General features: G+C 67.6%; 12 protein-coding genes. 8 read left to right on the top strand and 4 right to left on the bottom strand.

Annotated features, from left to right (window positions below):
- From QZ609_RS18695 to QZ609_RS18685, 3 genes are all read right to left on the bottom strand, one after another.
- On the bottom strand, positions 1-823 hold an 823-nt coding region (locus QZ609_RS18695; RefSeq protein WP_295497918.1), incomplete at its 3' end, for an ABC transporter permease.
- A gap of 24 nt (positions 824-847) precedes the next feature.
- Entirely contained in the window at positions 848-1,957 is a 1,110-nt protein-coding gene (locus QZ609_RS18690; protein WP_295497916.1) for an ABC transporter permease, read from the bottom strand.
- Positions 1,950-3,467, bottom strand: a complete 1,518-nt coding sequence (locus tag QZ609_RS18685; RefSeq protein WP_295497922.1) for an ABC transporter ATP-binding protein — start codon at positions 3,465-3,467, stop codon at positions 1,950-1,952. The genes QZ609_RS18690 and QZ609_RS18685 overlap by 8 nt, the downstream gene beginning before the upstream one ends.
- Before the next feature lie 538 nt (positions 3,468-4,005).
- Here QZ609_RS18685 and QZ609_RS18680 point away from each other — a divergent pair.
- The 8 genes from QZ609_RS18680 (at position 4,006) to pcp (ending at position 11,583) form a co-directional block, all read left to right on the top strand.
- The gene (locus tag QZ609_RS18680; RefSeq protein ID WP_295497914.1) at positions 4,006-5,202 is read left to right on the top strand and encodes a multidrug effflux MFS transporter; all 1,197 of its coding nucleotides are present in this window, start codon (positions 4,006-4,008) and stop codon (positions 5,200-5,202) included.
- A gap of 258 nt (positions 5,203-5,460) precedes the next feature.
- Positions 5,461-6,108 carry a 5-oxoprolinase subunit PxpB gene (pxpB, locus tag QZ609_RS18675; protein ID WP_295497920.1) on the top strand — a complete coding sequence of 216 codons (648 nt, stop codon included), beginning with the start codon at positions 5,461-5,463 and terminating at the stop codon, positions 6,106-6,108.
- A complete protein-coding gene (locus tag QZ609_RS18670; protein ID WP_295497912.1) occupies positions 6,105-7,166 on the top strand; it encodes a biotin-dependent carboxyltransferase family protein in 1,062 nt (353 codons plus the stop codon). The genes pxpB and QZ609_RS18670 overlap by 4 nt, the downstream gene beginning before the upstream one ends.
- Positions 7,167-7,182: 16 nt before the next feature.
- Positions 7,183-7,938, top strand: coding sequence for a 5-oxoprolinase subunit PxpA (pxpA, locus tag QZ609_RS18665; protein WP_295497911.1), 756 nt, complete (start codon positions 7,183-7,185; stop codon positions 7,936-7,938).
- A 69-nt stretch (positions 7,939-8,007) separates the two neighbouring features.
- Positions 8,008-8,733: a DUF969 domain-containing protein gene (locus QZ609_RS18660; protein ID WP_295497909.1), complete on the top strand. Its 726-nt coding sequence runs from the start codon at positions 8,008-8,010 to the stop codon at positions 8,731-8,733.
- A gap of 3 nt (positions 8,734-8,736) precedes the next feature.
- A complete protein-coding gene (locus QZ609_RS18655) occupies positions 8,737-9,693 on the top strand; it encodes a DUF979 domain-containing protein (protein ID WP_295497907.1) in 957 nt (318 codons plus the stop codon).
- A 142-nt stretch (positions 9,694-9,835) separates the two neighbouring features.
- Complete coding sequence (locus tag QZ609_RS18650) at positions 9,836-10,861, top strand: TRAP transporter substrate-binding protein (protein ID WP_295497905.1); 1,026 nt, start codon at positions 9,836-9,838, stop codon at positions 10,859-10,861.
- Positions 10,862-10,935: 74 nt separating this feature from the next.
- Entirely contained in the window at positions 10,936-11,583 is a 648-nt protein-coding gene (gene pcp, locus QZ609_RS18645) for a pyroglutamyl-peptidase I (RefSeq protein WP_295497903.1), read from the top strand.
- Positions 11,584-11,623: 40 nt separating this feature from the next.
- Here the strand turns inward: pcp and QZ609_RS18640 are convergent.
- Positions 11,624-12,360 (bottom strand): hypothetical protein (locus QZ609_RS18640; RefSeq protein ID WP_295497901.1); only part of this gene is annotated, 737 nt, incomplete at its 5' end.

The raw sequence follows: 12,360 nt of genomic DNA, 5'->3' as shown, positions 1-12,360 counted from the left end.
TGGCGGCAAACGGCGCCATCGACAGAATCTGCGACGGCACCGACACGCCCATCCCCTGCAGGTAGAACTGCAGGATGGTCACGCCGCCGAACAGCAGCGCGCCAAAGAGGATGCGCAGCGGCCGCCAGGTGGCGAAGGTGGTCAGTGCCAGCGCGATCCAGCCACGGCCCGCGACCATGTTCTCGACCCACATCGGCGTGTAGACCAGCGACAGGTACGCGCCCGCCAGCCCGCAGCACGCGCCGCCGAACATCAGCGCGCCAAAGCGGATGGTGCGCACCGGATAGCCCAGCGCGTGGGCGGACTCGGGCGATTCACCAATCGCGCGCAGCGTCAGCCCCGCGCGCGTCTTGAACAGGAACCACGCGATGGCGCCGCACAGCAGCAGGCTGAAATAGACCATCCAGTGGTGCGCGAACAGCGCCGGGCCAACAAACGGGATCGACTCCAGCCCCGGAATGCCGTGCGCCTGTGCCGGCAACGACATGCCGACAAAACGCTGGCCCATGAAGGCCGACAGGCCTGTGCCGAAAATCGACAGTGCAAGGCCGGTGGCGACTTGATTGGTGACGAGCACCAGCGCCAGCCACGCAAACAACGCGGCCATCACCATGCCGGCAATGGCGCCGGCGGCAAAGCCCAGCAGCGGAATCTGCGTCTGGTAGCCGACCATGAAACCGGCGACGGCGGCCACCAGCATCATGCCCTCGGCACCGAGGTTCAGGACGCCGGAACGCTCGTTCATCAACAGGCCCAGTGCGGCTAGCAGCAGCGGGGTGCCGGCGTTGATCGACGCGGCGATCAGGGGAGCAAGACTTTCCATGTTTCTGTTTCTCTCTCGGCCCGATCAGTGGTGCGCGCGCCAGCGCAGGCGGTATTCGATCAAGGTGTCGCAGGCCAGCAGGAAGAACAGCAGCATGCCCTGGAACACCCCGGTAATGGCGGACGGCAGCCCCAGGCGCGATTGCGCGAGTTCACCGCCGATATAGAACAGCGACATCACGATCGCCCCCAGCACGGTGCCCACCGGGTTCAGACGCCCGACGAAGGCCACCACGATGGCGGCAAAGCCGTAGCCCGGCGAGATCGACGGCAGCAACTGCCCGATCGGCCCCGTCACCTCGAACGCGCCAGCAATGCCTGCCAGCCCGCCCGACACCAGCAGCGCCGTCCATAGCGCCCCGCGCGACGAGAAGCCGGCGTAGCGCGCCGCCTGCGGCGCCAGCCCGCCCACCTGCAGCCGATAGCCTGCAAAGCTGCGGAACACGAACAGCGTCATCGCCGCCGTCATCACCAGCATGAACAGGAAGCCGACATGCAGGCGCGTACCGGCCACCAACGTAGGCAACACGAACGCGTTGTCGAACACCATCGACTGCGGGAAGTTCATGCCGTTCGGGTCCTTGAGCGGCCCGTTGACCATGTACAGCAGCAGCAACTGCGCGATGTACGTGAGCATCAGCGAGACCAGGATCTCGTTGGCGTGGAAGCGATCGCGCAGCAGGGCGGTGATCGAGGCCCACAGCGCACCGCCGACCATGCCCGCGACGATGGCCAGCACCAGCGCCAGGCCACCCGGGATGGCTGGCGTGGGCGTATCGAAGGCGATGACGGTGGCCGCCGCGAAGATGCCGCCGACGATCAACTGCCCCTCCGCGCCGATGTTCCACACGTTGGCGCGGTAACAGACCGACAAGCCCAGCGCGCACAGCACCAGCGGCACGGTCTTGAGCAACACCTCGCCGATGGCGCGTTTGCTGACCAGCGGTTCGATCAGGAACACGCGCAGGCCGGCCACCGGGTCCTTGCCCAGCAGCGCGAACAGCAGCAGGCCGAACACCATGGTCAACGCCAGCGCGATCAGCGGCGAGGCATAGGCCATGGTGCGCGACGGGATCGCGCGCAGCTCCAGCGAGATCGGCAGCGCCAGGCGGCTGCCATGCATGACGTCAGCCATGGGCCACCTCCGTAGCGGCGGCAGCCTGGGCTGCGCCGGTCTTATCCCACATGCCGCTCATCCACAGGCCGATTTGTTCGCGGTCGGTGGCGTGCGTGGGGGTGGAGGGCGACAGGCGCCCGTTGGCGATCACGTGCAGGCGGTCGCACAGGGCAAAGAGTTCGTCGAGTTCTTCCGACACGATCAGGATGGCGCAGCCCCCGGCCTTGAGCGCGAGGATTTCGTTGTGGATCTGCGCCGCTGCGCCCACGTCGACGCCCCAGGTGGGTTGCGCGACGATCAGCACGCGCGGCGCGCATTCGATTTCGCGGCCGACGATGAATTTCTGCAGGTTGCCGCCCGACAGGCTCTTGGCCAGCGCGTCGGGCCCACCGGCCTTCACGCCGAAGCGGCTGATGATGCCGGCGGCCAGCTTGGCGGCGGCCTTCTTGTCGATCAGCCCGCCGCGCACCTGCGGGGCACGCTGGTGCGTGAGCAGCGTATTGGCGGCGAGCGATAGCGACGGCACCGCGCCGCGCCCGAGGCGCTCTTCCGGCACGAACGACAGCCCGCGCTTGCGGCGCGCACGCGGGTCCAGCTTGGCGACCGGCTCATTGCCGATGGAAATGGTTTGCGCCGGCGCGCGCGTGTCTTCACCAGACAGCGCGGCCAGCAACTCCTGCTGTCCATTGCCCGACACGCCTGCGATGCCGACGATCTCGCCGCTGCGCAGTTGCAGGGCGATGTCGCGCAGCTCGGTGGCAAAGGCGTGCGCCTTGGGCAGCGACAGGCCGGCCACCTCCATGCGCACCTCGCCCGGCGTGGTCTGCGGGCGCAGTTCGCGCGGGGGCTCGCCGCCGATCATCATGCGCGAGAGCGACGCCGCCGTTTCCTGGCGCGGGTCGCACACGCCCGTGACCTTGCCCGCGCGCATCACCGTGGCGGTGTGGCACAGCGCCTGGATCTCGTCGAGCTTGTGGCTGATATAGAGGATGCTGGTGCCTTCGGCCGCGAGCTGGCGCAGCGTGACGAAGAGCTTCTCGACGGCCTGCGGCGTCAGCACCGAGGTCGGCTCGTCGAGGATCAGCAGGCGCGGGCGCGTGAGCAGTGCTCGCACGATCTCCACGCGCTGGCGCTCGCCCACCGACAGCGTATGCACGTGGCGATGCGGCTCCAGCGGCAGGCCGTACTTGTCGCCGGTGGTGCGTACCTGCTCGGCGACGTCGCGCAGGTCGGTGCCCGCGGGCAGGCCCAGCAGGATGTTCTCGGCCACCGTCAGCGTATCGAACAGCGAGAAGTGCTGGAACACCATGGCGATGCCCAGCGCGCGCGCCTGGTGCGGGTTGGCGATCTCGACCGGCTGGCCGTCGAGCTGCATTTGGCCGGCGTCGGGCTGCACCGCGCCGAAGATGATCTTCATCAGCGTCGACTTGCCGGCGCCGTTTTCGCCCAGCACGGCGTGGATCTCGCCCGGCGCGACGGTCAGGCTCACGCCGTCGTTGGCGACCACGCTGGGGTACCGCTTGGTCATGCCCGTCAGCGACAGGCGCGGAGGAAGTTGTGTCACAACAGGTTGGCTCGTGGTTTCCTGCCGCTCGCCGTGGGCTTGGCGCTCCCCGGAGGCGGTCTCTTATTGGGTGGTGACGACACTTCACAGAGTGCGATGCCGGCACAGATTCGCGTCGACGCATCGCAGCAATCATCATGCTTGGGTGATGCTTGCCATCAACGGGCGATTATATCGTCCGGCCCGCGCGGGACGGCGGTTTCACCGTGTTTACGCGGGTCCCACATGAACGGGCTGGGAGTGCAAAACCCGTGCCGGGACCCGCCGATCGCGCGATGGCAAGCGAGGACGCTGGAAAACGAGGGGATTGATGCCAACCAGCTTGTCATGCCGAGGTATGCAGGTGGCATGAAGCTCCCTGCAGTGGCGCGCGGGGCATGGATTTGCACCGGGGCAGTGCCCCTCGCGGGTTGGGACGCAGTGTGCGGCTTTGCGCTACAGTTCAACGTTTGCCCCGGCACGCTCCGCACGCGGACGCTGCCGCCGTGTCGCTTCTCTCTCCATGACTGCTTCCTCTTCCAGACGCATCCCCGGCTGGCTCCTGCTGCTCGGCACGCTAACCGCCATCGGTCCGCTGTCGGTCGACATGTACCTGCCCAGCCTGCCGACCATCGCGCGCGACCTGAATACGTCGTCCGCGGCGGCGGGCATCACGTTGACGGTGTTCCTGATCAGCCTGGCGATCGGCCAGCTGATCTACGGCCCGGCCAGCGACCGCTTCGGCCGCAAGCCGCCGCTCTATGTCGGGCTGGCGCTGTACGTGGCGGCGTCCATCGGCTGCGGGTTTGCCACCGACGCGACCATGCTGGCCGTGCTGCGCGGTGTGCAGGGCTTCGGCGGCTGTGCCGGCATGGTGATCGCCCGCGCCGCCGTGCGCGACCGCCTGGACCCAGCCGGTGCCGCCCAGGCCTATTCCACACTGATGCTGGTGATGGGCGTCGCGCCCATCCTCGCGCCGATGATCGGCGGGGCGGTGCTGCAGTTCGCCACGTGGCGCGTCATTTTTGTGCTGCTGACGGGCTTCGGCGTGCTGTCGCTGGTGGCGGTGCACTACCTGATGCGTGAATCGCTGGACCCTGCCAAGGCGCGCCCGCTGGCCGCTGGCCACGTCCTGCGCGACTACTGGGAGCTGCTGCGCGACCGCCACTACGCCGCCTATATGTGGTGCGGCGCGGTCTTCCTGTCGGGCATGTTTGCGTACATCACGGTGTCGTCGTTCGTGCTGATCGATGGCTACGGGCTGTCGCCAACCCACTACGCCTGGGTGTTCGGCAGCAACGCGGCGGGGATGATCGCCGCCTCGCGCGTCAATGTGCGGCTGGTGCGGCGGTTCTCGCCGGCGCACGTGCTGCGCCGCGCGCTGTGGATTCCGGCAGTCACCAGCGTGCTGGCCGCGCTCGCTGCGCTGGCCGGCTTCACGCCGCTGCCGCTCGTGCTGGCGGCGCTGTTCTGCTACGTCGCTTCGATTGGCTGCATCTCGCCCAACACGGGCGCGCTGGCGATGGCCGGGCAGGGCGCGCGTGCCGGCACCGGCTCCGCGCTGATGGGCGCCATGCAGTTCGGCCTGGGTATGGTGACCGGTACGGTGGTCGCGGCCCTCGGGCAGGGCGCCGCACCGCTGCTGGGCATGATGGCGGTCTGCGCGGTACTGGCCTTGTGGCTTGGCCTGCGTGCCACGCAGCACGAGCCGGGCGCTTGAGGATGGCGTTACGACGCCATCCGCGCCTGTCGTCAGCGTTTCATATGGTGCAGGCATAACACGCTGCCCCTTCTAGTCGGGGCCTTGCCTATGATGGAGGCGGGCGCCGGCGGCACCAAAAGCAGGCCGCACGCACGTTTGGCGAGCTAAGGGTTACTTCTTATATAGAATTTATCAACGATTTATTAACGTATCGCTTTCGAATCCACGCGAGCTGGTCTGACGAGACTAGTGAGAGCACGACGAACGGGGGTTATGTTGCAGTGCACGATTCACCGGCTGGGCGAACTGGCGCTGTTGTGCGAAGTGCCGCCGCCGGCAACCTTGGATTGCCAGCAGCGCATCTGGGCCATGGCCTCGCGCGCGTCCCATTGGGCGGGCGTGATCGACGTGGTGCCCGGCATGAACAACCTGACGATTGTCTTTGGCCCGCAAGCCGATGCTCAGGTGCTCGCCACCTTGATGCACGAGGCGTGGGAAGAGAGCGAGGCGCTCGTCGCCGACGGCAAGTGTGTCGACATTGAAGTCGCCTACGGCGGCGACGAAGGCCCCGACCTGCGCGAAGTCGCGCGGCACACCGGCCTGACGCCCGCCGAGGTGGTGCGCCGCCACACCGCCCCCGAATACATCGTCTACTTCCTCGGTTTCCAGCCGGGCTTCGCCTACATGGGCGGGCTCGACAAATCGCTCGCCACGCCGCGCCGCGCGGAGCCGCGCATGGCCGTGCCCGCCGGCTCGGTCGGCATCGGCGGCGAGCAGACCGGCATCTATCCGGCGGCTTCCCCCGGCGGCTGGCAACTGCTCGGCCGCACCGACGCGGCGCTCTTCCTGCCCCAGCGCGACCCCCCGGCGCTGCTGGCGCCCGGAGACCGCATCCGCTTCGTCGCCTCGAAGGTGCGCGTATGAGCCAAGCCCAACCGAAAACCGCGCGCGCCATGATCGAAATCGTGCGCGCTGGCGTGCTGGCCTCCGTGCAGGACCTGGGGCGCACCGGCTATCGCCGCTTCGGCGTGTGCACCTCGGGCGCGCTCGACCCGCTCTCGCTGTACGTCGGCAACCGGTTGGTCGGCAACCGCAGCGATGCGGCGGGCGTCGAGTTCACGCTCGGCAACGCCACGCTGCGCTTCCTGGCCGATGGCCTGGTCTCGCTCACCGGCGCCGATTGCCGCGCCACGCTCGACGGCACGCCCGTGCACGCGTGGCGCGCCTTCCCCGTGCAGCGTGGGCAGACGCTGACCTTGCGCGTGGCGCAGGGCGGTGTGCGCGCCTACCTGTGCGTGGCGGGCGGCATCGACGTGCCGGAGATGATGGGCTCGCGCAGCACCGACCTGAAGGCCAGCTTCGGCGGCTTCGAGGGCCGTCCGCTGAAGGACGGCGATAAGCTCGCCACGCTGCCGGCCGACCTGAGCCACGCGCCCGACATCAGCGCCGACCCCGTCGGCGTCAAGGCCGCGCGCTGGACCTTCGACCGCACGGTCGGCGACACGCCCGTCATGCGCGTACTGCCCGGCCCGGAATACGACGACTTCCTCGCCGAGGCGCAGGCCGCCTTCTGGGAGTCGGACTGGACGCTCACCCCCAACAGCAATCGCATGGGCTTCCGCCTGCAGGGGCCGGAGCTTGCGCGCAAGAAGCAGCGCAGCGGCGACCTGCTCTCGCACGGCGTGGTGCCGGGCGTGATCCAGGTGCCGCCGTCGGGCCAGCCCATCGTGCTGATGGCCGACGCGCAGACCACCGGCGGCTACCCCAAGATCGGCACCGTCATCCTGGCTGACCAGTGGCGCCTGGCGCAGATCCCGCTCGGCACGCGCGTGCGCTTCGAGCGCGTGACGCTGGAGCAGGCCGAGGCCGCGCGCGCCGACGTGGCGCGCTACCTGCAGCAAATCGAAACGGCGCTGGATTGGCAGCGCCAGGGCATCCTGTCGGCGGCGCGGCGTACGGCCAAGACGCGACTGGCGGCCTGACTTCAAGGTGAACACGATGACGCAAATCGACCCCGCAATCGACCTCAATGCAGACCTCGGCGAGGGCTGCGAGAACGACGAGGCACTGCTCGCGCTGGTGAGCTCGGCCAACATCGCCTGCGGCTGGCACGCGGGCGACGTCAACACGATGCGCCAGACCACCGCTTGGGCGCTGCGCGAGGGCGTGTCGATCGGCGCGCATCCGAGCTTCCCCGACCGCGAGAACTTCGGCCGCACCGAGATGCACCTGCCGCCCGAGGAGATCTACGCTGGCGTGCTGTTCCAGATCGGCGGCCTGTCGGCCATCGTGCAGGCGCAGGGCGGCAAGCTCGCCCACGTGAAGCCGCACGGCGCGCTCTACAACCAGGCCGCGCGCGACCGGCCGCTGGCGATGGCGATCGCCCGCGCGGTGCGCGACTTCGATCCGTCGCTGGTGGTGTTTGGTCTGGCCGGCGGCGAGCTGGTGAAGGCCGCGCGCGAGCTGGGCTTGCAGGCCAAGGAGGAGGTCTTCGCCGATCGCGGCTACAACGCCGACGGCACGCTGGTCAAGCGGGGCACCCCCGGCGCACTGTTGGACGACGAAGACGCCGCGCTTGCGCAGACGCTTGCCATGGTGCGCGAGCAGCGGGTTAAATCCATCGACGGCGCGTGGGTCCCGATCCGCGCCCAGACCGTCTGTCTGCACGGCGACGGCGCGCATGCGCTGGCGTTCGCGCGACGCATCCGGGAACGGCTCGGCAGCGAGGGGATCGCTGTGCGCGCCGGCGCCTGAAGCCTGCTCCGCTCGCTGGGTCACACTGGCACTGGCGGGGCTTTTTTTCAAACTGGGGGGAAGCACCACATGGATACGGCAGTGAACCTATGGCCACTGATCGGGGTGGTTGTCATCATCGCGGGGTTCATCCTGCGATTCAATCCGATGCTGGTGGTGGCCGTGGCCGCCATCGCCACGGGTTTTGCAGCATCGATGCCGATTGACAAGATCCTGACGGCGATCGGGACGGGCATCATCAAGACGCGCACCTTGCCGCTCATCATCCTGCTGCCGCTGGCGGTGGTGGGGCTGCTGGAGCGCCACGGCCTGCGCGAGCATGCGCAGAACTGGATCTCGCGCATCCAATCGGCCACCGTCGGCCGCCTGCTGATCGTCTACCTCGCCGTGCGCGAGCTGACGGCAGCCGCCGGCCTGACCAGCCTCGGCGGCCATCCGCAGATGGTGCGTCCGCTGCTGGCCCCGATGGCCGAAGGCGCCGCCGAGAACCGCTTCGGCAAGCTGCCCGAGCCGGTGCGCGAGAAGCTCCTGGCTTTCTGCGCGGCCACCGACAACGTCGGCCTGTTCTTCGGTGAAGACATCTTCGTGGCCTTCGGCGCCATCGCGCTGATGCACACCTTCCTGCTCGGCTCGGGCATCGACGTGGAGCCGCTGAAGATTGCCGTGTGGGGTATTCCGACCGCGATCTGCGCGTTCCTGATCCACTCGGTGCGCCTCAAGCGCCTGGACGGTTGGCTGGCCCGCGAGATGGGCGCTGCCGGCAACACCAATGCCGCCACGGCCAAGCAGGGGTAAGCCATGATTTTGTCGATCAATTATCTGTACTGGCTGGCCGGGATCATCCTGACGATCACCGCGCTGATGACCTTTGCCGATTCGCACCACCCGCGCCGCTGGACCACGGGCCTGTTCTGGGCGATCTTCGCCGTGATCTTCCTGGTCGGTGACAAGATCCCGCCGATCGTGGTGGGCTGCGGCGCCGTGCTGATGGCGCTGCTGGCCGGCATGGGCGGCGTGACGCTGGGCAAGCACGGCGAACTGCCGGTCGAAGAGCGCCGCGCCTCGGCCAAGCGCCTGGGCAACCGCCTGTTCATCCCGGCACTGACCATTCCGGTGGTCACCGTCATCGGCAGCGTGTTCCTGAAGGACATCAAGATCGGCGGCGATTTCCTGCTCGATCCGAAGAACCAGACCTTCGTCTCGCTGGGTCTCGGCTGTATCGTCTCGCTGGCGCTGGCCTGCTGGCTCACGCGCGACACGCCGGTGCAGGCCATGCGCGAGTCGCGTCGCCTGACGGAATCGCTCGGCTGGGCGCTGGTGCTGCCGCAGATGCTGGCCATGCTGGGCCTGGTCTTTGCCGATGCCGGCGTGGGCAAGGCCGTGGCGCACCTGACCACCGCCTACATCAACATGGACTATCGCCTCGTCGCGGTGATCGTCTACTGCGTGGGCATGGCGCTGTTCACCGTCATCATGGGCAACGGCTTCGCAGCTTTCCCGGTCATGACCGGCGGGGTGGGGGTGCCGATCCTGATGGGTGTGTTCCACGCCAACCCGGCGGTGATGGCGGCGATCGGCATGTTCTCGGGCTACTGCGGCACGCTCATGACTCCGATGGCGGCAAACTTCAACGTGGTGCCGGCGGCACTGCTGGAGCTGTCCGATAAGAACGCTGTGATCAAAGCGCAAGTCCCTACCGCGCTACTGTTGCTTACAGCCAATATCGTGCTCCTGTACTTCCTGATGCTGCATTAATCGTGTTTAATGCGTCGCGTGCGGCGCGCTTCACGCTGGCGGTTTGTTTCGCCAGTGTGACGGCGCTGGACGCGATCGCCGCCCGGAGCACTCGGGGCGAGCGGTCATTGACCTCGCATCGTGCTCTTTCCGGGGGGGATTCATGAGCAGCCAGATGACGAGCGGCCGTTCCATGTCGGGACGCCGCTTTTTTTGTGTTCTCGCAGCCAGCGCGCTGTCGCTCCTGTCGGCCGCCCACGTGCGCGCCGAAACGTTCCGCGTGGCCACGCCGTATCCGGCCACCAATTTCCATACCCAAAACCTGCAGGCCTTCGCCGGCGCCATCAACGCGGCCACCAACGGCGAGTTGAAGCTGGACGTCTATCCGAACGGCACGCTGCTCAAGCCGGCCGCGATCTTTGACGGTGTGAAGGACGGCAAGGCCGAGGCGGGCGAGGTGATGCTCTCCACGCTGGCGCAACGCGATGCGCTGTTCGGTGTCGACTCGATTCCCTTCGTGGTCTCGGGCTACAACGACGCGCGCCTGCTGTGGGACGCCTCGCGCAGCCGCATCGAGGCCGTGATGAAGGCCAACGGCTTGCGCCTGCTATACGCCGTGCCCTGGCCGCCGCAGAACCTGTATTCCGAGACCCCGATCACCCGCTTGTCCGACCTGAAAGGACATCGTTTGCGCACGTATAACGCGGCGCAAAAGCGCATCGCCGAGTTGTACGGTGCGCAGGCCGTGCAGGTGGAGGCGGCTGATCTGACCGCCGCCATCACCGCCGGCCGCATCGATACGATGGTCACCTCGCCGTCCACCGGCCTGGAAACCAAGGCCGGCCAGCGCCTGACCTACTACTACAAGGTCAATGCGTGGATTCCGAAGAACGCCGTGTTCGTCAACGAAGCGCGCTTTGCCAAGCTGCCGGCTGCCACGCAGCAGGCCGTGCTGAAGCTGGCCCGCGACTACGAGGCGCGCGGCTGGGAGTCGAGCCGCCAGACCTATGAGCGCGACGAGGCCGAGCTGGCCAAGAGCGGGGTGCGTGTGCTCAACCCCGACACGCTGCTGCAGGGTGACATGCGCCGCCTGGGCGAGCGCCTGACGCGCGAATGGCTGCACACGGCGGGTACCGAAGAAGTCGACATCCTGCTGACCTTCGAGGCCAAGCGCAGCAAAGCAAACTGATCGCTGCGCGCGGGCACGATGTTCTCAGGACGTCTATCATCGTTTTTTGTTTGTCGTCGTCGCAGGAGAACATCATGCCCACCGTCCTCGTCACCGGTTTCGACCCGTTCGAGAACGAGCCCATCAATCCGTCATGGGAAGCCGTGCGCACCCTTGACGGCCAAGGCATTGCCGGGGCAGACATCATCGCGCGCCAACTGCCGACGGTGTTTGGTGAGTCCATCAAGACGCTCGACAAGCTGCTGACGAGCCTGCGCCCGGATGTGGTGATTGCCGTCGGGCAGGCAGGTGGGCGTCCTGAAATCTCGATCGAGCGCGTCGCCATCAACGTGGACGATGCACGCATTGCCGACAACGCCGGCAAGCAGCCGATCGATACCGTCATTGCCAGTGAAGGTCCGGCGGCGTATTTCTCTACGCTGCCGATCAAGGCCATCGTGCGCGAGCTGCGAGCGGGCGGGATTCCCGCCTCGGTGTCGCAGACAGCCGGTACCTTCGTCTGCAACCACGTCTTCTATGGGCTGATGCACGCCATCGCCCGCCATAAGCTGCGTACGCGCGGCGGCTTCATCCACATTCCGTATCTGCCGTCGCAGGCAGCCCAGCATCCCGGGCACCCGAGCCTGGCGCAGGACACGGTTGTCGCCGGGCTGCGTGTGGCCATCGAAACCACGCTGCGTCGTCAGGAAGACGTACGCGAAACGGGCGGCCAACTGCACTAGGCAACGGCCGCCCGTGGTCGGGTGGTGGGATGGCGCTTGATCAGTCAGTCAGGCGCGTATGGCGCTGGAACTGGATCGTCATCGCCGGCATGCTTGGTGCGACGTAGGTCGCCGTGGGCGCAGCGTCGGTGTAGCGTACTGGCGCCTCCTCAGCTTCCATCGGCATGGCTGGAACCGGCTTGCCGTTTTGCGAAATGAGGCGCGGCGCGCTGCGTCCAGCGGCTCTGGCCAGTGTGCGTGGCTTGGTTGCCGGGGCCGCACGCGCTGGCGCTGCAGATTCGACGGCCGGCGCTTCGACAACGGGCGCAGCAACCGGTGCGGGCGCTGCGGCCATGGCCAGCGGGGTGGTCATGGGTTCCGCCGCTGTCGGGTTGGCCGCTGCTTCGGTGGGTGCCGGCACGACCGTACCGCTGCTGACGCGTGATGCCATCAAGACCTCGTCCAGCGATTCGACCGGCACGACTGGCGCCGGGGTTTCCTGCGCGGCGCTTGCAGGCGGCGCATGCTCGAACTGCGGCAGCGGCTGCCGATGCTGCCCGGTATGCAACCCCACCAGCGCCGCCACAACCGTGCAGGCCACGCCAATGGCAAGGACGGTCAGCCGTGGATGCTTCCTCCAGCCTCGCGCAACGACCTGGTTGCCGACCGCCAGCGCGCTCAGGACTTCGTCGCTCAGCGCCTTTGCCCGACGCGACTCGATCGCCTGGATGATGTCGCGAGGCGTGCCGAACGGCGGCGGCACGCGCACGCGCGAGAAGCCCGGCATGCCAAGATGGC

The sequence above is a fragment of the uncultured Ralstonia sp. genome (assembly GCA_913056305.1).
Classification (GTDB): Bacteria; Pseudomonadota; Gammaproteobacteria; order Burkholderiales; family Burkholderiaceae; genus Ralstonia.
This window is presented reverse-complemented; position numbering and strand designations above follow the sequence as displayed.